Raw genomic sequence first — 23,987 nt, forward strand, 5'->3', positions numbered from 1 at the left:
TAAGGCGATTTTCAGGTCCGGACCCGTTTTGGCATCCTTGCCCTGATCCACTTTACGACTGGCCCTTGCGGGCCCGCGCGCTTCGATGGGTATATAGGGAGGTCAAAAAGTCCCTGCAAGCGTCTCGATAGGCGTGCGGGCCGTTAATTCGAGCATTTTTGCCACCAATTGTCGGGGTTCGTTTAAAAATCAGTGCTTCTGGAGGTTTTTTGCTTGGCTGGAATTTGTGGATCCGCCGGTTTAGCGTGTTTGCAGGCTGCAACACCCGGTATAGCCGATGGTGTGTGCAGGATCGGTTAGGAAGAGGTTTATGGAGATGCCATAGCTTCGATCGCTCATCCCGTCGCTACATATCCCAGCGGTAAGGGAGGCAAATGCATGGGCTTTGGCGCTAGACGCGGAAAGGCCAAGCGAACCGCCAGTGTAGTTTTCCGGCGTAATGATCCAGCTGATTTCAATATCCCGCGGGGGATCGTCAAAGAACTGATAGGTCAGTGCTTTACGATCCGGTGCAAGTGTCGCGAGCCAGAATGGTTCGGTTCCTGAACAGGTCAGGCCGGTATTGCTGTGGGTCCATGAATTAGGGTGGCTGCGTTCGAGATAGCGCAGTGACGTCCAGCCTGTCGCCTCGGGTAAAGCAACCATGGCCCAGCTGCGGGTTTGGTTGGTTGTGATCACCTCGATATCCTGAGCGTCATGCGGGAACGTATCGATGATTGGCGCGCTGCTGTTGGGGTCGGTGCGGATATTGAGACTGTCATCTTCGGCCACGTCGATAACATGGTATAGAGCTGGAAATTCGGAGGCAATAACCGCGCCAGGCGAGAATGCGAGTAAGAATGCGAATGCGCGGATCACCGCTTGGCCGTCCAGCTAACAGAGGCATGCTTACGTGTGTAGAATTCACCCATCAGCCCGATCATGATCAGCACCACAGCCACGAGAAGTGGATAGGTGATGGAGCTATTTCGCGGGAAATAGTTGATAAAGATGAACCCGCGCGCTTGATCGATGCAATGAAACAACGGGTTCCAGTCAAACATGGCCAACATGAAGGAAGGCAGTGTGTTAGCGACGAACATCTTGCCAGATGCAATCATGTTGGCCCGTTGGTAAACTGTGCTGGCGATGCTGACGAAGGTGGGAAACCAAGGTTTGATTGCGAGGAACACGGTGCCGACGCCGATACCGGCAAGCCACGCCAGCAGTAGCATGGAAAAGGCGGCAATGGGCTGTTCTATCGTGATCGGTTTGAAGGCGGCATGGTAAATGAACAGGATCGTAAAGAGCGACAATACCTGAATATAAAGTGTGCCCAGCGCCGCCGACGCAATTGAGATGATCGTGTTCATCGGCGCGTGTTTCATCATAGGGGAGCTTGGCCCCTCTGATCCGACCACGGCAGAAAGCGTTTTTGTGTGGGTCAGGAAGAGGTAGATGCCAGACATCAGATACAGCAGGAAATCCCCACGAAGGGCCGCCCCGCGTAAGCCAAGTACGGTGAACATGACATAAAATGCGATCACAAAGATGAACGCCTGAAGCATGTTGACCAAGATGGATAGAACCGCGTTCCCGTGGCTCTTGCGGATGTTGCGCACGATTGAATGATAGATCAATTCAGCAATGTTAATTGCCGACTCAAAGTTCGTTCGTGGGACGGATTGCTGAAACATTGCTCTCGCCGATTGCGGAATGACGCAGTTATGTCAGGGAATTCTTGCCGTTCCCTTACCGACGCATCATAAGGGGCGCGCAAGCGCAATACAACAAATGCCTTTCAGGAGAAGAGATTTGAACTACGAAACGCTCATCCCGGTTATCCGTAAGCTGGCAATTGATGCCGGCGCAGTCATTATGGATATTTACAATTCGGACGATTTTGACGTCAAATCCAAGTCAGACGACAGTCCTGTAACCGCCGCCGATGAAGCCGCGGATGCGCTGATCTCGGCAGGTTTGCGTGCGGCGTTTCCGGATGTGATGTTGGTGACAGAGGAACAGGCGGAAAGCCATACGGCCAAGGGTGACACATTCCTGATTGTCGACCCGCTGGACGGCACCAAAGAGTTCATTCACCGCCGTGGCGATTTTACCGTGAACATCGCCTACGTCGAAAACGGTGTACCGCAACGCGGCGTGGTTTATGCGCCAGCCAAGAACCGCATGTTTTTTACCCAAGCGGACGGTCGGGCCGTCGAAGAAACCGGCGCATTTGACCCCGACACAGTGGGCGAAGTTCAGCCTATGACAGTCGCGGACTCTGATAATGCGGCGCTTTTGGTTGTCGCGTCTAAATCGCATCTGACGGACGAGACCAAGGACTATATCGCCAAGTACGAAGTGGCCGATTTCAAAAGCGCGGGTTCGTCGCTCAAGTTTTGCCTGGTTGCGACGGGTGAGGCGGATATCTATCCACGTGTGGGCCGCACGATGGAGTGGGACACGGCAGCGGGACATGCAGTATTGCTGGGTGCAGGTGGCAGAGTTGTGCGTTTTGATGACCACACACCGCTGGCCTATGGCAAAGAGGATTTCGCAAATCCCTACTTTATCGCATACGCTCCGGGTGTAGCTCTGAAGCAAGCGTAAGAGGCTGTCATGTCTGTTCTGATTGTCATTCCGGCGCGCTATGAATCGTCGCGCTATCCTGGCAAGCCTTTGGCTGTTCTGCGCGGTGCGAGCGGTGAGGCCAAGAGCCTGATCGAACGGTCCTGGAATGCGGCCATCGCGGTGAACGGTATCGATAAAGTGGTTGTGGCCACGGATGATGTTCGGATTAAAGACGCGGCAGAGGCATTTGGGGCTGAAGTTGTTATGACCTCGTCCAAGTGTCGGAATGGCACCGAGCGCTGTGCCGAAGCGCATGATAATCTAGGGGGCGGGTATGATATTGTAGTCAATCTGCAAGGTGATGCGCCCCTGACCCCGGCGTGGTTTGTCGAGGATTTGGTCAAAGGCTTGCAAGCCGATCCCACGGCCGAAGTGGCGACACCTGTTTTGCGCTGCGACGGGCGCGCGCTGAACGGATTTTTGGAAGATCGTATGGCGGGGCGCGTAGGCGGTACGACGGCGGTGTTCACGCGGGATCATCACGCGCTCTACTTTTCTAAGGAAGTGGTGCCGTTCACGTCCGAAGTTTACGCCGATGAGGCCGAGACGCCGGTTTTTCACCATGTCGGCGTTTACGCCTATCGACCTTCGGCGCTGGGCGCGTATCCGCTTTGGCCAGCTGGCCCGCTGGAGCAGCTGGAAGGGCTGGAACAGTTGCGGTTCATGGAACATGGGCGGCCTGTTTTATGCGTCGAGGTTGAAGCGCGGGCGCGACAGTTCTGGGAACTGAATAACCCCGAGGATGTGCCAAAGCTTGAGGCAATGATGGCCGAGATGGGCACGCCGTGAGCGCAATACCTGTCAGTGTCGTGGTGGTGAGCCGGGGAAGACCTGAGGCGCTGAAGCGATGCTTGATGGGGATTTCGCAGCTGGTGTATGGCGCGTTTGAGATTGTGGTTGTGACGGATCGCGAAGGTCAGGACGCGGTGGCCAAGCATCCCTTTGCGGAACAGATCAAGATTGCCCCGTATGAACGCCCAAATATATCCGGCGCGCGCAATCATGGGATCGCGATGGCGGCGGGAGAGGTGGTTGCGTTCATTGATGATGACGCAGTGCCGGAACCCGGCTGGTTGCACCACCTGATCGCGCCCTTTGCGGAAGCCGAGGTGGCCGCAGCGGGCGGGTTTGTGCGTGGGCGCAACGGAATCTCGATGCAGTGGCGCGCGCGGCAAGTGGACTATACCGGTGTGGCCAGCCCGCTTGCGCTGGAGGGGGAGCGCTCCGTTGTGCTACACGGGCGCGCAGGTCATGCGATCAAGACCGAAGGCACCAATATGGCGGTCCGCCGCGATGTGTTGGCCGAGCTGGGTGGGTTTGATACCGCATATCGATTTTTTCTAGATGAAACCGATTTGAATATGCGTCTGGCCCAGCGCGGGCTGGCGACAGCGATTGTACCGCTGGCCGAGGTGCATCACGGGTTTGAGGCAAACGTGCAGCGAAATGCCGGTCGGGTGCCGCGTGACCTGAGCGAGATCGGAGCAAGTTTGGCGGTGTATCTGCGCAAGTATTGCCCTGAATCCGAGCGCGCCGGAGTTTGGAAGGCATTTCGAACAGAACAGCGACAGCGCATGTTGCGCCATATGGTGCGCGGCGATGCAATGCCCGGTGATGTCGGACGGCTGATGCGCGGTCTTTCACGAGGGTACAAAGACGGGCTGGCCCGCGAGTTCGGCAGCTTGGCTCAGATTGTGCGGGCGGCGGATGGGTTTCGCCGGGTTGATGTCACGGCAGGGGCGGGAGTGGTTGTTGCCGGGCGGCGGTGGCGCAAGGTTGAGGCTGAGGCGGTTCGGTTGGTGGGCGACGGCAAGGTGCCGTCGGTATTCCAGTTCCGGCCTAATGCACGCTATCACCGTGTGAAGTATGATCCGCGCGGGTTTTGGGTGCAGCGTGGCGGTTTGTTCGGTCGGTCAGAGCGCGCTGGGCGGCTGGTGCGACTGACCCGGTTTTCCAGCCGGGTCAAAAGAGAGGTTCAGCGGGTTGCGAAAGTGCGCTTTTTAGGTGATTGAAGACCTGATTTCGGGCGAGAGGATACAAGCATGATACAACGCACAGCGCTGGTGACAGGTTCGGCAGGGTTCATCGGGTTTCACACGGTCAAACGTCTGTTGGATGAAGGCTGGCGGGTGATCGGGTTGGATGCGATGACCGACTATTACGACGTGTCGCTGAAAGAGCGTCGTCACGCGACGTTGTTGCAGAATGCGGGTTTTGAGGCGGTGATTGACCGGCTGGAAACACCGGGGGTGCTTTTACGGTTGTTTGAGAAACATCGCCCGGACCTGGTCGTACATTTGGCGGGCCAGGCCGGGGTGCGCTATTCGATAGAGGCACCGCGATCTTATGTCGAAGCGAACCTGATCGGGACGTTTGATCTGCTGGAGGCAGCACGGGCTTATCCCCCCAAACATATGATGCTGGCGTCGACCAGCTCTGTATACGGGGCGAATACCGAAATGCCTTATTCCGAAATGCACAAGGCAGATGCGCAGATGTCGTTTTATGCGGCAACAAAAAAGGCAAACGAGATGATGGCGCATTCCTATGCGCATCTCTACGATCTGCCGGTCACAATGTTCCGGTTTTTCACTGTATATGGCCCGTGGAGCCGCCCGGACATGGCGCCGTTCAAGTTCACTAAGGCGATTTTGGAAGGGCGTACGATTGATATCCATAACCACGGTGATATGCGGAGGGATTTCACTTATATCGACGATCTGGTGACTGGGATTGTTGCACTGGCAGAGTGTGTCCCGCCCTTGGTTGATGCACGAGACGAGGTTGTGGAGCATGATAGCCTGAGTGCGGTTGCGCCTTGGCGGGTGGTGAATATTGGTAATGGCAGGCCCGAGCAGCTGATGGATTTCGTTAGTGCGATTGAACGCGCTCTTGGCATGGAGGCCAAGAAGAACTTCATGGATATGCAGCCCGGCGATGTGCCTGCGACATGGGCCTCAGCAGAATTGCTGGAGGCACTTACAGGCGAACGCCCTGCCACGCCAGTTGAAACCGGTGTGCAGAAGTTCGTGGCGTGGTATCGGGACTTCTACAACTGTTGAGCGCTTCGGCTTGCATTCGACGATCCACAAGGTCAGGAAAAACAGCGCAAACAGTACCATTACAATACCTGAAACCAACATGGCTGCTCCGCAACACCCCGCGATATGGAGTGCAAAAATACTACCGATCATAAGGGCCATCCAAAGGATTACGAACCAGTCGCATTTGCTGAGGCATGGATAGAAATCGAGCACTTTGCACAAGAAAAATGACACCGTGATTTTCAGTGTGACGGCGGCCCAAGCGCCAATGACTAGCGACCAGACAAAAGATTACACCGGAATGTTTGTGCACGAGTCCAATGTAGTGGCGAGAAGTGTCGGAACAATCGCGACACCTGAAAGGATGCCGATCGCATAAGTCAGAACACCACATAATGGGTTTTCCGACTCTCCCTCATCATCCGTCGGCGGGCAGGCTGGAATTGTGACCATGATCGATTTGGGGATTGGCGGGCAGCCGCGGCAACCGGCGCCCTCGCGACTAGGTAATCGCAGGGCGCATCGCATGTATTTGTGGATGACTAGGTGTTGGTTGTGGCTGTTACGTTTTCTACAAAATCCCTTACCAAAGGTTCATCCACCCTCGGGTGGCACGAGTGCGGAGGTGATTGTTACGGTTCAGAAAGGTCGTTGCCGGCGCAACCTAATACTGAAACCGAAAGGTCTGTCAGGGTCGGGCAGGCACGGCACGCATCAAGTGGCGGCACCTGAATGGGAAGATGTTCGCAGCCCACTGGTTCGCTGTCGAAATCTGTTAGGCGTAAAATATGCGCAGGGGACGAGGGTGTAGGATAGCGAAATACAACTTCGTTTAGGAAAGACCGCGTGGGTGTAACGCCAACCGTTTGAGGTGACGAACCCGGCGCAAGGACCGCGTCGGGATGGCCGTGTTCGAACCACGCAATGGATGCGGTCCGTATTGTTGAAGAATAATGCTGACACGCGCACATCGCGTGTGCCGTCGCGTTTACATGGGAAAACTGTGACCTGCGCGTCGAGCTCACCCGCGCTTACATCCGGGCAGAAGGTGCAACCCAGCGACTCAATCTGCATCTCATCTTGGCAGCCACGGTTGGTTGCGCAGAATGCACGGGTGAAAACGGCACGCCACAGGCGCAGTTCTCGGCAGCGGGAAACGTTGCAGTCCGCGTACCATCTGCAAATTGCGTAGCGTTGGATTGTGAATACGACCGTTGATCAGAACCACAGGAGACTTCGACAATAACTCGAATGCCGTCAATGTCAGGGCGGCAATTGCTAAAGGTGTCACCAAAAGTGCACTTTGCGATGATTGAATTGGGGCATGACCCTTGGCCGCTAATTGACGAAATCTGAATGTTGCACGCTATGTGTGCCTTCCATTGACCGTTGTAAGTGGACTTTTAGTTCATCGTGTTTCCAGAACGATGTGCGTTGGAAAGTGTATTAATCCGGCGCAATCGATACTCGCATAATTGTTCGAGCGACAAGTCGCTGGCGAAAGCTGGCCGGTTTTGAACCTCGCCGCTTGGCAATGTAATGCGGATCAAGGGTTCAATATGGATTGTACGCTAAGGTTGATGGGCGGCAGGCTTGCGATAATAATCGTTCCGTAAACCGAGAAGCGTTTGAAAGATATGGCTTTCTTTCTTGCCGGAATTAGCTTTCGCCAACTACAGTCAGGATCTCGGCCAGCTTCTCTGCTGGCTCGACCCACCGCTGCATGGTGGCGTGCAGAAGTTCAATATCGCGGGCTTCGATCGAGCGACGCAGGTCGTTGAGAGCGTTGACGATCTCTAGCTCGGATAAATAATTCTCCTGAGCCCTGAGAATTTTTGGGTGCGGTGTTGTTAGCATATCACTGCCGATCAGCAGCTCTTCATGCATCTTTTCACCGGGTTTGAGGCCGGTGAAAAGAATGGGAATATCGCCATTTGGATTGCCTTCGTCGCGGATGGAATAGCCCGCTCCTTTAATCATTTTTCGGGCGACGGAGAGGATCGACACAGGGGTGCCCATATCCAGCACAAAAACGTCACCACCGCGTGAGAAGCTACCTGCAAGCAAAACGAGGCGTACAGCCTCTGAGGTGGTCATGAAGAAGCGTGTTACTTCTGGGTCAGTTACGGTGACAGGGCCGCCATTCTGAATTTGTTCTTCGAAGAGGGGGATCACAGAACCGGAGGAGCCAAGGACATTGCCAAAGCGCACCATTGATAATTTGGTGTTCTGACTGCGCGTCGCGAGATCCTGAACTACAAGTTCTGCCATACGCTTGGTTGAGCCCATTATGGAGGTGGGGCGAACGGCTTTGTCAGTGGAGACAAGAATAAAACGGCGAACGCCCGCTCGGATAGATTCCTCGGCGACGATGCGAGTACCCAGAATGTTGTTGCGCGCGCCTTCAAAACTGTTGGTTTCGACAATATTGACGTGTTTGTAAGCGGCTGCGTGAAAAACCACTTCGATACCATAAGCTTCGAGGGTTTCTCGGACCAACTCCGGTTGTGTCACGGACCCAAGTACCGGAACAAGCCGCACCGCGCTTGAATGATCCTGTAGCTCGCGGATTATATTGTAGAGCGCGATTTCGCTGTGGTCAAAAACAACAATTTCGTCCGGGTCGCACTCTAGGAGCTGCCGGCAGAGTTCTGAACCAATTGAACCACCTGCGCCGGTTACAAGGATGCGTCGTTCTCGGTAAGTGCTGCTGGCAGCGGGTAGGTCAGATTCCAGTGCGTCGCGGCCAAGGAGGCTGGAAAGCTCAACTGGCGCCGTGCGAGCGGCTTCTTCGCCGCGCAAGACCATGTCGGCAAATGATGGCAGGGCAAGCACTTCGCAGTCTAGAGGTTCCAGCTTCTTGGCAATTTGAATGCGAACGGATTGATCCGCAGAGGGCATGGCGAGGATAATGCGTTCAATACCCACGCGACGTACTAGCATTCGGATATTTTTGGGAGCATGCACCCGCATCCCGGCGACGGTCAGTTTGTGAAGCGCGGCATTGTCATCTACAAAACAGGCCGCTTCGAATTCGTCGTCGGTCTGGAGGGCGGCGGCGAGTTGCTGACCCGTCTGTCCCGCACCATATATCATTACCCGTTTGCGTTGTTTGCTGGATGCGTAAATGCGCAGTACTATTTTGCGCAGTAGAATTCTGCTGGAAATAGAAATCGTAATGAACAGAAGGCTGAAAGTAACAAATGTGGCGAATGGAACTTTAGGGTTGATGCCGCCGAGCAGATTTACCGATGCGCCAAGCAAGCAGAACAATAAAGCAAGGTACATCGTTTTGACGATATCATCCATGCCATAAGCGTTCAGCTTAATACGATGAAGCCCAAAAAAGTGAATGACGCCAGCAGCCAAAGGTGCAAAAAGAACAAGGTACCAAGCGGTTGCCCAGAGATCCGAAGGGCGGATTTCAGACGCGAGCATGACTTGCGAAAGCGTGAATGCGAGGATGACCCAGAGAACATCCAGACCCATCAGAATATGGCCTTTTTGACCACGGCTCATAGAGGTGAGCAAGTTGTAGAGCATATTTTGATTCCCGGCTGATACTCTGCCAGAGTGTTGAAAATAGTTTGCCTGCGCCTAATGCAGTAGAATATGATTGTTCTGCCTTGCTAGGAACTCATAGCACCGATTTGATCAATCGTATATACTGTCCATGAATTCTAGTTGAACTGTCCAGTCTTTCCGCCAGATGTTGTACGAAGGGGCGTGATTTCCTTAAATCTAGTTGCCCGCTACCGTTTTTCAGGACTAATTTCGGCAAGAATGCGCTGATTCTCCGTCAATGTTCATGAAACTCAGTCGCTTTTCGTGGCGTGCGCACATCAATCGCTCAAACTAGGGCAACAATGTGTTGTTCCAGAGGGCAACTTGGCGTTAGAACGGTCAAAAAGGTCATTGAGGCAGTCTTGAATGCGACAAATAGCTGGTTTTGTCTTGGCAACCATTGTGTGTGCCTTGCTGGCGTCTTGCACACTACCTCGTGGCTCCGCTGTGAAAGCTGAGATTACCGGTGATACAGACGAGCTACCTGATATTACGGTTCAAGAAGTTACTCGAAACAATGTTAATGAGATTGGCAAGTGGCCTTCGACAGGTTGGCACGGACATTATCACTGGTTTGCCCGCGCCTCAGGGCCTGAATCCATTCTGCTGAAGCCTGGCGACAAAGTGCTTCTGACGATTTGGGACAATCAGGCCAACTCGCTATTGATTGCGTTGGAAGGGCGCAATGTTCAGGTGCGCCCAATCGAAGTATCCGCATCGGGTACAGTTTTTGTTCCCTATATTAGCCAGGTTACTATTGGCGGAATGACACCCGACCAAGCAAGGCAAGTTATTCAGGACAAACTTACTGCAATTGCACCATCTGCACAGGTTCAGATCGAAGTGAAATCAGGTCAACGAAATTCGGTGGACATGGTTTCAGGTTTCAGAACGCCTGGCACGATCGAACTGACTAACCGCAATACCTCTATTCTTTCCGTAATTTCTAAATCGGGCGGGATTTTGGAAAGTGTGCAGAACCCGGTAGTCCGCTTAATGCGAGATGGCCAGCGGTACGAAATTCCGGTGGATTCGCTTCTACATGATCCGACAAAAAATGTGACGGTGCGTGGTGGTGACAAGATCATCATTGACGAGCAAGATCAATATTTCATTGGCATGGGCGCCACAAACAAAGAAGAGCTGGTGTACTTTGACCGCGAGGAGATTACTGCACTTGAGTCGATTTCTATGCTGGGTGGATTGCAGGATACGCGAGCCAACCCAAAAGGGCTCTTGGTGATGCGTCAATACAAGCCTGAAGACGTAAAACCAAATGGAGGAGGTCCCGCGGCTCCGTACGTGATTTTCACATTTGATCTTACTGCTGCCGATGGGTTGTTTGGGGCCAACAATTTTCAGGTGAACCCAGATGACATTGTACTAGCGACGGAATCGGCTCTGAAGCCGGCGCAAGCTGTTATCGCCTTGGTTGGTTCGTTGTTTGCCATCAACAACATCGTTAACTGAGTTAGGTTGGAACGCAGAAGTCAAAAACTGAACCAACATTTGACATGAGTAAATGGCTAAAATGATTGTCGATCAGGCAATGTGGCGGATCGTTGCGGAGCTGAAGTTTGTAAGGGCTTTTGCAGTTGCGCGGAAAAGGCCGCTTTAGTAGGGTTTGTCTGCATTAATGCGTTATGGCGCACTAGGAAATTTTGAAAGTGAGTGAATAATGCGCAAGAAGGTTACGAAGGCTATTTTCCCCGTTGCTGGGTTGGGAACAAGATTTTTACCTGCAACGAAGTCTGTACCAAAGGAAATTATGACTTTGGTAGATCGGCCTCTGATCCAATATGCCATTGACGAGGCCAGAGAGGCAGGCATCAAAGAGTTCATTTTTGTGACGTCGCGAGGCAAGAGTGCACTTGAGGACTATTTTGACCATGCGCCTCAGCTTGAGCAAGAGTTGAGGAACAAGAATAAGCCTGAACTTCTTGATACACTGCAATCGACCTATATGGAAAGCGGCGCTATCGCCTATATTCGACAACACAAAGCGTTTGGGTTGGGGCATGCCGTGCGGTGTGCGCATCGATTGATCGCAAATGAGCCATTTGCGGTGATCCTGCCAGACGATGTAATTGCGGGCGAAGTTGGATGCCTAAAGCAAATGGTTGATGCCTACGAAGAGACCGGCGGCTGTATGGTTGCTGCGATGGAAGTGGCTCCTCAAAAAACATCTTCCTACGGTGTTTTGGATGTTAAGGACGACATGGGATCGTTGGTGTCCGTCAACGGAATGGTGGAAAAACCACCGGCGAATGAAGCACCTTCAAATTTGGCTGTAATCGGCCGATATATCCTTACTCCAAGCGTGCTGGATACTCTGCGCGGGCAAGATGCCGGCAGCGGTGGTGAAATTCAGCTGACTGACGCAATTGCCAATGAGATTGATCAGGAGCGCAACGTTTATGGGTATCGCTTTGTCGGCCAGCGATACGATTGCGGGTCAAAGGCTGGTTTCCTTCAGGCAACTGTGGCCTTCGGTCTGGCACGAGACGATCTGCGTGACGAGCTGTCAACTTATCTTGAAGAGATGGTTGGCATTCAAAAGGCTGCGCAATAAACGGGATTTGAAAAGGAATTCGGTGCATGCGACATGTGCTTGTAACGGGTGGAGCCGGGTATATCGGCTCGCACGCCTGTAAAGCGTTGCAACAGGCTGGTTTTGTTCCGGTTACCTACGACAATCTGTGCACTGGTTGGGAAGACGCGGTCAAATTCGGTCCGTTTGAAGACGGCGATCTGTTGGATCGCGGGCGGCTGGACGAAGTGTTTGCCAGGTACCAGCCCGTTGCTGTGATGCATTTCGCGGCCCTCAGCCAAGTTGGCGAGAGCATGAAGGAGCCGGGGAAATACTGGCTCAACAATGTAGGTGGTTCGCTCAACCTGATCGAAGCGACCGTGGCGGCGGGATGCAAGAATTTTGTATTTTCGTCGACCTGCGCGACCTATGGCGAACATGACAATGTAATGCTGGACGAAAGCATCGAGCAGCACCCGATCAACGCCTATGGTTCGTCCAAGCGCGCCATTGAAGATATGCTCAAGGATTTTGAGGGGGCCAACGGCCTGGAGCATGTCATATTTCGCTATTTCAACGTGGCCGGCGGAGACCCGGATGCCGAAGTGGGGGAATTTCATCAGCCCGAAACGCATCTGATTCCACTGATGCTGGACGCGATTGATGGAAAACGTGATGCGCTGACGATCTATGGCACGAATTATGATACGCCTGATGGCACTTGCATTCGTGACTATGTGCATGTTTGCGATTTGGTCGACGCGCATGTTTTGGGTCTGAAATGGCTGATGGATGGCAAGGGCAGCAGTATCTTTAACCTTGGCACCGGGTCCGGGTTTTCTGTGCGCGAAGTGATCACGCATTCCCGTAGTGTGACAAACCGGGATGTGCCGGTTACGGAGGGGGAACGCCGCCCGGGTGATTGTACCAAGCTTGTCTCTGGCTCGACACGGGCCGAGAAAGAGCTAGGGTGGATGCCAACCCGTTCCAAACTGGATATCATGATCGCTGATGCCTGGAGATGGCACCAAAACGGCCATTACGACAAGTAAACCTGCCGCGCGGCTATTGGAGCTGACGCGGTGTATGCGGTTGTATTGGAACCGACCCACTGGCGTGGATCGGGTTTGCGTTGCCTATTTGCAAGCGATAGTGGGCGCGCCGGAACCATGCTTTGGGTTGGCCCGAACGCGTTTCGGGTATCTGCTTTTGGACAGGGTCGGGATGCGTGCACTTCTGGCGCGGTTGCGTGGTGATGTGGCATGGGGGCAAAGGTCGGTGGGCGTAGAGATGTTATGCCGTATTGCGGGATCAATGCGCCCAGCGGCCGAGGCAGAGCTGCGCCGTTTGTGCATCGGAAGGGCGACGCCATCGTTCCTGAGTCGGATGTTGCGCCGGCATCTACCTGAGGCAACGGTTTACGTGAATGTCGATCACGCCAATTTGGGTGCGCGTAAACTGCATGCGATCCGCGAGTTGACTGGCGCACGGATAACGGTTTTTGTGCATGACACGATACCGCTGGATCACCCCGAATTGCAGACACCAGAGAGCCGCGAAAAGTTCGCGGCGTTTTTGCGGCTGGTGCAGAGCCAGGCCGATTTGATTTTAACCAACTCGCAAGTCTCGCGGGATGCAATATTGCGGCATGGGTCCACGAACGCACCTGAGGTTGTTGTCGCGCATCTGGGGGTGGAAACGCCAGTGGCAAGTGATGTCAGTGATCTGAAATTGCCAGACCGGTATGTCATGTTCCTTGGTACAATTGAGCCGCGCAAGAATCTGTCGATGTTGCTGGATGTGTGGGATCGTATGGTTGAAACGCGCGCCGAAGATGACATTCCGCATCTGGTAATATGCGGGCGCCGTGGTTGGATGGTTGACGAACTGACGGCCCGTTTGGACGCTTCGCCCTTGCGCGGCAAGTTGTTGCATGAGTTCAACGATCTGGATGACGCGCAGATCTTTGGCGTACTGCGCGGCGCAAGAGCGATGGTTTATCCGACCTTGGTGGAGGGATATGGGTTGCCTGCCGTTGAGTCAGCTATGTTAGGTACGCCGTTGATCTGTAATGACTTGCCCGTGATACGTGAGATTCTGCAAAAATATCCCATTTACGCAAAGGTTTCGGACAGTTATTCATGGGAAACGGCAATATTGTCGCTTGCGGCGAAACAACCGGCGTCAGAAAGAACAGGCGGGCAGACCGAAATACGCTTTGAGCCTCCCAGTTGGGATGCGCATTTCAACACCGTCTTAAAGGTTACTTGATAGTGATTGTGACTGTTTCTGAAGCGGCACAGTGGGGTAAAAGGGAACAGGTTGGGTATCTGGCGTTCATATCAGCTTCGCACGAGGCGGCGCATGCGATTAGGCAGAGCGTTTCGCAAGCGGCGCGAGCTGCGACCCATTGCGGATCGGACGGACCAGATCAAGCCGCATGATTTGTTGTTGTACAGCACGCAGCGAAACGAGCAGGTCCGGTTGCCATACTTTCTGGAATACTATCGAGACAAGGGCGTTGGGCATTTTCTGTTTGTTGATAATGATAGCGATGACGGGTCGCTGGAGTATCTGGCCGAGCAACCGGATGTTTCCGTATGGCACACGCGCCATTCCTATAAGAAATCGAAATTTGGCGTTGATTGGCTAAACTGGCTACAGTTTCGATATGGGCACGGTCACTGGTGTCTGGTCGTCGATCCGGATGAGTTTTTCATCTACCCCTTTTGTGACACGCGCCCGATCACGGCATTGACCGATTGGCTGGATGCGAGCTCGATCAAGTCGTTCAGCGCAATGTTGCTGGATATGTATCCGCGTGGTCCGATCACAGAGCAGCCCTATCGCGCGGGTCAGGACCCTATGGAGATTGCCTGTTGGTTTGATGCCGGAAATTACACGATGACCAAGAACCCGGATTTTGGAAATCTGTGGATACAAGGCGGGCCACGGTCGCGGGTGTTTTTCCCGGAAAACCCCGAGCTTGCACCGGCGCTGAACAAAGTGCCGCTGGTCAAGTGGAACCGGCGCTATGTCTATGCCAGTTCGACACATATGCTTTTGCCGCGCGGTTTGAACCAGGTGTTTGACGAATGGGGTGGCGAAAAAGCTTCGGGCCTGTTGTTGCATGCCAAGTTTCTGGACACGTTCACAACCAAGGCCGAAGAAGAATTGAAACGTAATCAGCACTACGCCGCCAGTGTTGAGTATCTCGCTTACGCGGAGCGGTTGCGGGACAATCCGGAACTGTGGTGCAAGTGGTCAGAGAAATATATCAACTGGCGGCAGCTTGAGATTCTAGGCCTGATGTCCAAGGGGAACTGGGCATGACTGTGGGTATCCTCATGCTGGTGCACACGGCCTTTGATCGGGCTGAACAGGTTGCGCGGCATTGGACAAAATATGGATGTCCAGTGGTGATCCATGTGGACGCCGATGTGAGTGCCAAAACCTATAAGGCGTTCGCGGCGAGCTTGGCGGATAACGAGAATGTAAAATTCTGTAAGCGCCACAAATGCGAATGGGGTGCCTGGGGGCTTGTGGCGGCGTCTCAATCGGCGGCGGAGCTTATGCTGGACGCCTTTCCGAATGTGCGGCATGTATATTTGTCTTCAGGGTCCTGCCTTCCTCTGCGCCCGGTCAAGGAATTGGTGGATTATCTGGATGCGCGCCCGCGTACCGATTTCATCGAGAGCGCGACAACGGCGGATGTGCCGTGGACAGTTGGCGGACTGGATCACGAGCGGTTTACCTTGCATTTCCCGTTTTCATGGAGACGCCAGCGATACCTGTTTGATAGGTGGGTTGATATTCAGCGTGCTTTGCGGATCAAGCGTAAGATTCCACATGGAATTGTGCCTCATATGGGGTCGCAATGGTGGTGCCTGACGCGACAGACGCTGTCGGCGATCTTGCAAGACCCGGAACGCGAAACGTTTGATACCTATTTCAAACGTGTATGGATTCCGGATGAGAGTTACTTCCAGACCTTGGCGAGGTTGTACTCAACCAATATCGAAAGCCGGTCGCTGACACTTTCGAAGTTCGACTTTCAGGGTAAGCCGCATATCTTTTATGACGATCACCTCCAGCTGCTTCGGCGGTCGGATTGTTTTGTGGCGCGCAAAATCTGGCACAAGGCGCACCGCGTTTATGACGGGTTCCTGAGAGATCCAGAAGGCGCGATAAAGATGAGCGAACCCAACCCGGCCAAGATCGACCGGATTTTCGCGAAGGCGGTCGAGCGGCGCACAAAGGGGCGGACGGGGCTGTATATGCAGAGCCGGTTCCCGAATGACGGTTGGGAAAACGGCATGACATTTGGCCGCTATTCCGTGTTTCATGGGTTTTCTGAGCTGTTTGAAGATTTTGAAACGTGGCTGAGCAAAACCACAGGTGCACAGGTACACGGGCACCTTTTTGCTCCTGAGCGAGCCGAATTTTCCGGTGGTCAAAAGGTTATTAACGGGGCGCTAAGTGATTCCCCGATAGCGCGGGATTACAATTCGATTGCGTTTTTGACCAACCTGATCTGGAACACGCGCGGCGAGCGACAGTGTTTTCAGGTCGGCCCGCGGGACGAAGGCGCGCCGGTGTGGTTCCTGGCTAAGGATCCGAACGCGCAGATTTCGGTAATCAGTGGCGCCTGGGCGCTGCCGTTGTTCAAATCGAACCGGAACTTCTCGGACATCCGCAAAGAAGCCGCGCGCCTGCAAAAGCTTGAGAATGATCAATTGTGGGCACTTCGTTCGCCTTATGCCAAGGCGCGGGTGCGTATTTGGACGATGGCCGAATTCATTGAAGCGCCGATGGAGCCGTTGCAGTCGATCATCGATGAAATCGGAAACGGCGCGCCGCGCCGGTTATCGGAGGCACCCCGCATGACAGACCTCAGCGGGTTTGGGCAATTCCTGCAGAACCTGAAAAATCAAGGGATGCACCCGTATCTTATGGGGGACTTCCCGGTCGACACTTTGGAAAACGAACAAAAAAAGCCACCGCGTAAACCGTATTTGGTGCAGTAGGGGACCATGTCGAGCAAATTTGACTATTTTGTGGTGTTCGCGGAAATGCGCACCGGCTCCAATTTTTTGGAGACGAACATCAACGCCTTTCAGGGGCTGAGCTGCCATGGCGAGGCGTTTAATCCGCATTTCATAGGGTATCCGAACAAATCAGAAATTTTGGGTGTCACTTTGGAGCAGCGGACGGCGAACCCGTTTGACCTTATTCAAGCCTTAAAAGATGTGCCGGATGCTCTGGGCGGGTTTCGGTATTTTCACGACCATGACCCGCGTATTTTGGAAGACAATCTAAACGATCCAAGATGTGCAAAGGTCATTCTGACACGCAATCCGCTGGACAGTTATGTTTCATGGAAAATTGCGCAGGCGACAGGGCAATGGAAACTGACAGATGTGCGGCGGCGCAAAGAGCCGAGCAAAGTTCAGTTTGACGGTCCAGAATTCCGGCAACATGTTGAGAGGTTGCAGGATTTCCAGCTGACCCTGATGAAGACCTTGCAACGTAGTGGTCAGACGGCATTTTATGTGGCTTACGAAGACTTGCAGGACGTGCATGTTATGAATGGCTTGGCTCAATATCTGGGTGTGGACGACCGGCTGGACGGTCTTGATCAGTCTCTAAAGCGCCAGAACCCGAGCCCGCTGTCGGAGAAAGTCGCCAACTTTAATGCGATTTCTGGGGTTTTGGCTGATCTGGATCGGTTCAATCTGACTCGTACCCCAAATTTTGAACCACGACGTGGTGCCGTTGTTCCGACATATGTTGCAGCTGCAAATACACCGTTGATGTATCTGCCGGTACGCTCAGGTCCGGAAGGTGAAGTGACCCGTTGGCTGGCAGCGTTGGATAATATTGCGGAAGAAGGGTTGCTGAAGGATTTTAACCAGAAAGTTTTGAGGCAGTGGAAACGGGGCCATGTTGGTCACCGCACGTTTAGCGTCGTCCGGCACCCTGCCGCGCGGGCGCATCATGTGTTTTGCGACCGTATCCTGTCGACCGACAAGGGCAGCTATCGCCAGATCAACAAAACGCTGCGCAAAGTGTTCAAGGTGCCGTTGCCCAATGGAGCGCCCGGCCCGGACTATGACGTTGCGGCACATCGGGCTGGGTTTGTTGGATTTCTGAAGTTTGTGAAGGCGAATTTGGCGGGACAGACCAGTTTGCGACAAGATGCGCATTGGGCGACTCAGTCCGGCGCGCTTCGGGGATTCGGTGACGTGGCGCTGCCTGATATGATCATCCGAGAAGACGACATGCAGCGCGATCTGCCTGAACTGGCCAAACAGGTTGGATGCAAAGCACCACCAATTCCAGAGCGCGCGCAATCTGATCAGCCGTTTGGTTTGGCGGACGTTTATGACGATGAGATTGAATCGTTGATAACGGACATCTATCAGCGTGATTTTTGGATATTTGGGTTCGATCGCTGGCACGGATAGAGTCGCGGCTTACCCGTTTATCGGCGTCGATAACTTGGAAAAAGCTGCGAATATTTTGGCAGTCAGGCCGCCTGAACGTTGTCCGACGCAGTTAGAATGGTGAATAGCGTACCCGCATCTTGATTTGCACGCAGCTTGGCGCAGATATCAGGGTCACGCAGGCGGCGCGATACCTGAGCCAGCGCCTTGAGGTGCTCAACACCGGCCTCTTCCGGTGCGAAAAGAGCGAAGGCGATATCGACTGGAACACGATCTACAGCGCTGAAATCAACGGGCTTTTCCAAAAGGATAAAGGCTCCGACAACGCGAGAAAGCGATTGCATGCGGGCGTGGGGCAAGGCGACGCCATGTCCCACACCGGTCGGACCCAAATTCTCTCGATCCTGCAACGCCTCGACGGTACGGGACGCATCCAGATCATAGGTTGAGGCGGCGACATCGCCGAATTCCTGAAGCAAACGCTTCTTGCTGGATGCCGACGTAACAACTTTTACGGCCTCCGGCTTGAGGATAGTAGAAAGGTCCATTCTGCCTGTATCTCCCGATGAGGTGCAAGGCACCCCAATCGCATTACGCTTGTGGGTCGATCCAACCGATATTGCCGTCATCACGGCGATATACGACGTTCACCCCATCTTTGCCTTCATTTTTGAAAACCAGGACCGGTGCACCTGCAAGTTCCATTTGCATGACCGCTTCACCAACACTGAGAGATGGGATCTTGGTTTCCATCTCTGCAACGATTACCGGCTGCAACGACTCTGGCTCTGCTTCCTCGGCTTCAACTTCTTGGGCGAGGATATACGAGGACGCGCCGAATAGTTCAACCGGTTCCGCGCGGTCACGATGGTGGTCCTTAAGTCGTCGCTTATAACGACGCAGTTGTTTCTCCATCTTCGCATTACAATCGTCGAAGGCCGCGTAGATTTCAGTGGCGTGCGCCTTGGCCTGTGCGGTCAGGCCGGTTGACAGGTGGACCGTGGCCTCGCAGACGAACTCATGTGCGCTTTTGGAGAAAATGATATTCGCATCAGTTGGTCGTTCGGCATACTTTCCCACGACCGATCCAAGCTCGTCCTTGACGTGGGTTTGAAGAGCCGCACCGATGTCGATCTGTTTTCCGGTAATTTGGTAGCGCATCCTGTCTCCTTTTCGATGACATGTCGGACCGGGGGCGTGCAATTGCCCATGATTTTCGTTTTAGGTCCGAATGCTGGAATTCGACAATTGGCTAGCTTGCTGTTGACCGAACCTGAATGTCAGGGTCGTAAAGGTCAGCGCAGTGAATAGCACAAATGTCATACTTCATATCTTAGAACTACGCGGGCCGTGGTCAATGATATGAATCAGAAATTCGGCGAAAATTCTCTTGATTCAAAATTTCGACGCGATCAAAGAAACGCCTTTGGGCCGGATTTTGATTTTAGAATAACGGCTTATGAAATTCGGAAATTGTCGCCGAGATACACGCGACGGACATTTTCGTTTTCAACCACGTCATCTGGTGTTCCGGACATGAGGACTTTGCCGTCGTGCAAGATGTAGGCACGGTCGACAATTTCGAGTGTTTCCCGGACGTTATGATCCGTAATCAGTACCCCGATGCCGCGTTTCTTGAGGTCTGCAACAAGGTGGCGAATATCGCCAACCGAGATCGGGTCAACCCCTGCGAAGGGTTCATCCAGCAAGAGGTATTTGGGATCAGCGGCGAGACAGCGCGCGATTTCGACACGGCGGCGTTCCCCACCCGAGAGGGCCAGCGCAGGTGCGCGGCGAAGATGCTCGATCGAAAATTCCGAGAGCAGCTCTTCGAGCCTTTCGCGCCGTTTGTGACGGTCTTTCTGAGTGATGTCGAGAATAGCGGTGATATTGTCTTCGACGGACATCCCGCGAAAGATCGACATTTCCTGTGGCAGATAACCGATGCCAAGTTTGGCGCGGCGATACATCGGCAAAGTGGTGGCATTGCGCCCGTCAATGGTCACGCGTCCACCTTCGGGGAATACGAGCCCGGCGATAGCATAAAAGGCGGTGGTCTTACCCGCGCCATTTGGACCGAGGAGTGCGACAACCTCACCCCGCGAAAGCTCCATCGAAAAATCGCGAATGACGACGCGTTTGCGATAAGCCTTGCGCAGGTTTTCTACCTGAAGACCAGAGGCGCCTTCGGCAATCGTGAGGCTGGGTTTTGCCATGCTTATTCTGACCTTATGATGGTTCGGACTCGACCTTGCATCTTGGCCGTATTGTCGCGCAGATTGATGAGCATTTCGTCAGACGTGATGGTGTTGACGCCCTGTAAAACCGTCACATTGCCTTTCATTTCAACGGTCCCTGTGGCGATGCTGTAAACTGCATGGTCAGCCTCGGCTGCGTCTTCGCCCTGCACCAACAGTACATCACCATCGGCAATGAGTTTTTCTATGCCTTGACCACCAGCTGAATAAAACACGTTCACCTGATCCGCGGACATGCGCATATCGGCTTGGGCAATGTTGACGTTTCCTTTGAAAACAGCACTGCCGTCATTCTGATCGACAGATAGGCTGTCGGCGGTGACTTCAACCGGCTCACTGGTATCTTGTTGCAGGCTGCCAAAGGCAACATTTAGCCCCTGAGCAGCGGAAATTGCGGGTAAACCGACCAATCCGGCGATCAAAATCATTCGCAGCAGCACGTTTTACCTCTCAAAGTCTTTCGGGTTGTATATCAGTTTCACACCATTTGTGAAAAACAAATAGATATCATCAGTCGTGTCCGCTGGGCGCAAAGCCATTCGGCCCGCGTTCAAAGTTCCAAGAGGGCCTTCTGCAAATATTTCAGCACCGCTTTCGGCGCGGATTTCGCGAAGGCTAATGATCATTTCTTCGGTGGTAATCGTATAGCTGGACGAGGTTGTCATCACCACATCGCCTTCGAGCGTCACTTCCTGATACTGACTGTCGGCCAGACCGATATCAGAGGTTGCAGTGTATGTCTGGCCTGCGGTCGTATCGATGCGAGCAAAAACATTTTCAGCGATGGTGGTCTTGGGGTCATCCGGATCTGGTCGGGCGGTTTCAGACGTGACTGCGACCATGTGGCCCTGTTCCGTTTGCCCAGAAAAGTACGGCGCAGTGATTTGTTGGGTGCGCAACCGCTGTTCCAGTTCGACCTCGGCAAAAGGAATAGAGGCGTCGGTGTCGATATTGCGCGGCACCAGGAAAAGTGTGCTGAGCAAAGCAAGAGCGGCCAGAGGTAGGGCCACTTTGAGCAATCCGACCAAGCGAGAATATGTGAATAAGCCTTCCAACTGACTCAGCCGAGACCGGCCCGCAGGCAGTCATGGATATGCAACAGACCAATCGGATTACCTGGACCAGCTGGGTCGACCACGAACAGGCAGGTGATCTTGCGTTTGTTCATAATGGCCACAGCCTCTTCTGCGAGGGCAGATGGTGCGATGGTCTGGGGTGCGGCGGTCATGACGTCGGCGGCGCGATGTTCGAGCAGGCCCTCCATGTGGCGGCGCAAGTCACCGTCAGTAATGATCCCGGCCAACGCGCCGTCATCGCGGGTTACGCCAGAAACGCCAAATCCCTTTTGGCTGATTTCAATTAGCACGTCGGGCATCAATGTGTTTGTTGTGCTGAGCGGAAGGGCGTCGCCGTCATGCATGAGATCACGAACCCGGGCCAGCTGAGCGCCGAGTTTGCCGCCGGGGTGGAATTCGCGAAAATGCTCGGGTGTGAATTGACGATGCTCCATCAATGCCACGGCCAGCGCATCACCTAGCGCCAATGTCATGGTGGTGGACGTCGTGGGCACAACGCCGGTGCCACAGGCCTCGGGAACGCTGGGTAGTATTAGCCCGATGTCGCTTTGTTTCATCAGTGTGGAATCGACACGGCTGGCCACACCGATCAGTGGTATGTCAAAGCGACGGGTATAGGCGACAAGGTCAGCCAATTCGGGTGTTTCACCAGAGTTCGACAGGACCAGCACCACGTCGCCTGCTGTCATCATTCCAAGATCGCCATGGCTTGCCTCGGCTGGGTGCACGAAATGCGCCGGGGTGCCGGTGGAGGCAAAGGTGGCAGCAATCTTGCGCGCGATGTGACCAGATTTGCCCATGCCCGAGACAATCACGCGGCCCCGAGTGGACAACAAAAGCGTCACGGCTTCGGAAAACGTGTCGCCCAGGCTTTGTTCAAGTGTCGAGAGCGCCGCCGCTTCGGTGGCGATGACGCGGCGGGCCGTGTTCAGAAAAGTCTGTTTGTCAGCGTCGGTCATCAGTGGGCAAAGATATCTTGTTCGGGCCAACCCGCCAGATCGAGTTGTGCACGTATGGGTAGGAATTCGAAACACGCTTGCGCCATATCGGTGCGACCCTCGCGGGCAAGGCGTTTGTTCAACTCGTCACGCAAGCGGTGCAGGTAAAGCACGTCAGAGGCGGCATAGTCGAGCTGGGCGCTTGTCAGGGTTTCGGAGCCCCAATCGCTCATCTGTTGTTGCTTGGAAATGTCTACACCAAGCAATTCCTGAAGCAGGTTCTTGAGGCCGTGGCGATCCGTATAGGTGCGGATCAGCTTGGACGCGATTTTGGTGCAATAGACCGGCGTGGTTAGTGCACCAAAGGCGTTGAGCATCGCGGCGATGTCAAAGCGGCCAAAATGGAAGAGTTTCAGAACATCGGGGTTTTCCAGCATGGCGCAGAGATTTGGGGCCGAAGTCTGGCCCTTGGACACCTGAACGATATGGGCGTTGCCGTCGCCACCGGACATTTGGATCACGCACAGCCGGTCGCGATGCGGGTTGAGCCCCATGGTTTCACAGTCGATGGCCACGATCGGGCCAAGATCCAGCCCGTCGGGCAGGTCGTTTTGATAGAGGAAGTTTGCCATTGAGACCTCGAATGAAATGTTGAGGGACACTTACGAGGTATGCCGCGTTGTTTCAATGTTTTGCAGGGAATTGTGACCTGTATCGGTTGGTTGACGCCTTTACGACGGTTCTGTGACACCCTAAGTTTGCCGATATGGATTACAGACCCCCGATCTCTGTTGAAGAAGAGCTGCGTATGTTGGCGGAATCGCACACTGCGAAGGCGCCGCCGCGCATTGAGCGGGTCGAAATAAAAGACTGCGTTTTCTGGATCAAACGGCCAGAGCGTTTGAACCTGAGGTACAGGTTGCAAAAGGGTGATCCGCGCGCAGCGTTTGAGCGCGAGCGGATGGCGTTTCACGAAATGAACGCGGCGCGAGCGCCAGTGCCAGAGCTGTGCGCTGAGGGCGAGGATTTCATAGTATTGCCGGATTGCGGTAAGGATCTGCGCTATTTGCTGCATGTGGAAGAGTCGGATACGGCGCGGCGTGAATTGTTACTAGAGTCCGCACGCACATTGGGCCGTTTTCACGGGTTGGGGTTCAGCCATGGACGGCCTAGCCCCAAGGATATGTGCCTTTCGGATAGTGGCGTTGTGATGTTGGATTTCGAACGATATCGGCACAAGAACAACACGCCCAAGGGGCAAGCGCGCGACTTGGTTGTGTTTGCATTCAACGTCATCGCCCATTCGCCACGTGCGAAAGGGTTTTTGAAAGACGCTGTGGCCGCCTATCGTGAAGTCGCGCCAAGCGGTACGTGGGAGTTGGCGCAGGACTGGTGCAGCAAGATGCGGTGGGCCGAATGGTTTGCGAAGCCAGCGCAGTGGCGCAAAGGCGGCCACGGGCGCGAGTTTAAAGCCGTGCCCGACCTGTTTGATCTGTTTTTGCAACGCGCCTGAGAGGC

22 protein-coding genes are annotated in these 23,987 nt (G+C 54.0%); 12 read left to right on the top strand and 10 right to left on the bottom strand.

Annotated elements, in window-relative coordinates; genetic code table 11:
• Window positions 1–240: 240 nt before the first annotated feature.
• On the bottom strand, window positions 241–858 hold the full coding sequence (locus tag CLV88_RS17075; protein WP_106609622.1) for a hypothetical protein: 618 nt from the start codon (window positions 856–858) through the stop codon (window positions 241–243).
• Window positions 855–1,676, bottom strand: coding sequence for an ABC transporter permease (locus CLV88_RS17080; RefSeq protein ID WP_106609623.1), 822 nt, complete (start codon window positions 1,674–1,676; stop codon window positions 855–857). The genes CLV88_RS17075 and CLV88_RS17080 overlap by 4 nt, the downstream gene beginning before the upstream one ends.
• Before the next feature lie 118 nt (window positions 1,677–1,794).
• Between CLV88_RS17080 and cysQ the strand changes: the two genes are divergently transcribed.
• From cysQ to CLV88_RS17100, 4 genes are read left to right on the top strand one after another with little or no spacing between them, the layout of a single operon-like run.
• Window positions 1,795–2,592 (top strand): 3'(2'),5'-bisphosphate nucleotidase CysQ, encoded by a 798-nt coding sequence (cysQ, locus tag CLV88_RS17085; RefSeq protein ID WP_106609624.1) that lies wholly within the window; start codon window positions 1,795–1,797, stop codon window positions 2,590–2,592.
• A gap of 9 nt (window positions 2,593–2,601) precedes the next feature.
• Window positions 2,602–3,402, top strand: coding sequence for a 3-deoxy-manno-octulosonate cytidylyltransferase (locus tag CLV88_RS17090; protein ID WP_106609625.1), 801 nt, complete (start codon window positions 2,602–2,604; stop codon window positions 3,400–3,402).
• Window positions 3,399–4,625, top strand: coding sequence for a glycosyltransferase family 2 protein (locus tag CLV88_RS17095; RefSeq protein WP_106609626.1), 1,227 nt, complete (start codon window positions 3,399–3,401; stop codon window positions 4,623–4,625). Before CLV88_RS17090 ends, CLV88_RS17095 begins: the two co-directional genes overlap by 4 nt.
• Before the next feature lie 30 nt (window positions 4,626–4,655).
• Entirely contained in the window at window positions 4,656–5,675 is a 1,020-nt protein-coding gene (locus tag CLV88_RS17100; RefSeq protein ID WP_106609627.1) for an NAD-dependent epimerase/dehydratase family protein, read from the top strand.
• A gap of 1,641 nt (window positions 5,676–7,316) precedes the next feature.
• Here CLV88_RS17100 and CLV88_RS17105 read toward each other — a convergent pair.
• Entirely contained in the window at window positions 7,317–9,026 is a 1,710-nt protein-coding gene (locus tag CLV88_RS17105; protein WP_341477180.1) for a polysaccharide biosynthesis protein, read from the bottom strand.
• A 561-nt stretch (window positions 9,027–9,587) separates the two neighbouring features.
• On the opposite strand from CLV88_RS17105, the gene CLV88_RS17110 reads away from it, so the two are divergent.
• The 7 genes from CLV88_RS17110 to CLV88_RS17140 all read left to right on the top strand — a co-directional run bounded on the left by CLV88_RS17110 (window position 9,588) and on the right by CLV88_RS17140 (window position 18,218).
• Complete coding sequence (locus CLV88_RS17110; RefSeq protein ID WP_106609629.1) at window positions 9,588–10,691, top strand: polysaccharide biosynthesis/export family protein; 1,104 nt, start codon at window positions 9,588–9,590, stop codon at window positions 10,689–10,691.
• A gap of 208 nt (window positions 10,692–10,899) precedes the next feature.
• A complete protein-coding gene (galU, locus tag CLV88_RS17115) occupies window positions 10,900–11,793 on the top strand; it encodes a UTP--glucose-1-phosphate uridylyltransferase GalU (protein WP_106609630.1) in 894 nt (297 codons plus the stop codon).
• Window positions 11,794–11,819: 26 nt separating this feature from the next.
• A complete protein-coding gene (galE, locus tag CLV88_RS17120) occupies window positions 11,820–12,803 on the top strand; it encodes a UDP-glucose 4-epimerase GalE (RefSeq protein ID WP_106609631.1) in 984 nt (327 codons plus the stop codon).
• A 172-nt stretch (window positions 12,804–12,975) separates the two neighbouring features.
• Window positions 12,976–14,022 carry a glycosyltransferase family 4 protein gene (locus CLV88_RS17125; RefSeq protein WP_165798921.1) on the top strand — a complete coding sequence of 349 codons (1,047 nt, stop codon included), beginning with the start codon at window positions 12,976–12,978 and terminating at the stop codon, window positions 14,020–14,022.
• Between the two features lie 93 nt (window positions 14,023–14,115).
• Window positions 14,116–15,084 (top strand): glycosyltransferase family 2 protein, encoded by a 969-nt coding sequence (locus CLV88_RS17130; protein WP_207797090.1) that lies wholly within the window; start codon window positions 14,116–14,118, stop codon window positions 15,082–15,084.
• The gene (locus CLV88_RS17135) at window positions 15,081–16,778 is read left to right on the top strand and encodes a DUF5927 domain-containing protein (RefSeq protein ID WP_106609634.1); all 1,698 of its coding nucleotides are present in this window, start codon (window positions 15,081–15,083) and stop codon (window positions 16,776–16,778) included. The genes CLV88_RS17130 and CLV88_RS17135 overlap by 4 nt, the downstream gene beginning before the upstream one ends.
• A gap of 6 nt (window positions 16,779–16,784) precedes the next feature.
• Window positions 16,785–18,218, top strand: coding sequence for a sulfotransferase family 2 domain-containing protein (locus CLV88_RS17140; protein WP_106609635.1), 1,434 nt, complete (start codon window positions 16,785–16,787; stop codon window positions 18,216–18,218).
• Window positions 18,219–18,280: 62 nt separating this feature from the next.
• On the opposite strand, the gene CLV88_RS17145 is transcribed toward CLV88_RS17140, so the two are convergent.
• The 7 genes from CLV88_RS17145 to CLV88_RS17175 form a co-directional block, all read right to left on the bottom strand.
• Window positions 18,281–18,745, bottom strand: coding sequence for a PTS sugar transporter subunit IIA (locus CLV88_RS17145; RefSeq protein WP_106609636.1), 465 nt, complete (start codon window positions 18,743–18,745; stop codon window positions 18,281–18,283).
• A 43-nt stretch (window positions 18,746–18,788) separates the two neighbouring features.
• The gene (hpf, locus tag CLV88_RS17150) at window positions 18,789–19,358 is read right to left on the bottom strand and encodes a ribosome hibernation-promoting factor, HPF/YfiA family (protein WP_106609637.1); all 570 of its coding nucleotides are present in this window, start codon (window positions 19,356–19,358) and stop codon (window positions 18,789–18,791) included.
• Window positions 19,359–19,654: 296 nt separating this feature from the next.
• On the bottom strand, window positions 19,655–20,413 hold the full coding sequence (gene lptB / locus CLV88_RS17155) for an LPS export ABC transporter ATP-binding protein (RefSeq protein ID WP_106609638.1): 759 nt from the start codon (window positions 20,411–20,413) through the stop codon (window positions 19,655–19,657).
• A 2-nt stretch (window positions 20,414–20,415) separates the two neighbouring features.
• Entirely contained in the window at window positions 20,416–20,895 is a 480-nt protein-coding gene (gene lptA / locus CLV88_RS17160) for a lipopolysaccharide transport periplasmic protein LptA (protein WP_341477181.1), read from the bottom strand.
• A 3-nt stretch (window positions 20,896–20,898) separates the two neighbouring features.
• Window positions 20,899–21,465, bottom strand: a complete 567-nt coding sequence (gene lptC, locus CLV88_RS17165) for an LPS export ABC transporter periplasmic protein LptC (RefSeq protein WP_133169985.1) — start codon at window positions 21,463–21,465, stop codon at window positions 20,899–20,901.
• Window positions 21,466–21,515: 50 nt separating this feature from the next.
• The gene (locus CLV88_RS17170) at window positions 21,516–22,490 is read right to left on the bottom strand and encodes a KpsF/GutQ family sugar-phosphate isomerase (protein WP_106609641.1); all 975 of its coding nucleotides are present in this window, start codon (window positions 22,488–22,490) and stop codon (window positions 21,516–21,518) included.
• The gene (locus CLV88_RS17175; protein WP_106609642.1) at window positions 22,490–23,101 is read right to left on the bottom strand and encodes a ribonuclease D; all 612 of its coding nucleotides are present in this window, start codon (window positions 23,099–23,101) and stop codon (window positions 22,490–22,492) included. The genes CLV88_RS17170 and CLV88_RS17175 overlap by 1 nt, the downstream gene beginning before the upstream one ends.
• Window positions 23,102–23,235: 134 nt before the next feature.
• Between CLV88_RS17175 and CLV88_RS17180 the strand changes: the two genes are divergently transcribed.
• Window positions 23,236–23,982, top strand: coding sequence for a BUD32 family EKC/KEOPS complex subunit (locus tag CLV88_RS17180; protein ID WP_106609643.1), 747 nt, complete (start codon window positions 23,236–23,238; stop codon window positions 23,980–23,982).
• The last annotated feature ends 5 nt before the right edge of the window (window positions 23,983–23,987 follow it).

It is taken from the genome of Shimia abyssi (assembly GCF_003014475.1).
Lineage (GTDB): Bacteria > Pseudomonadota > Alphaproteobacteria > Rhodobacterales > Rhodobacteraceae > Shimia > Shimia abyssi.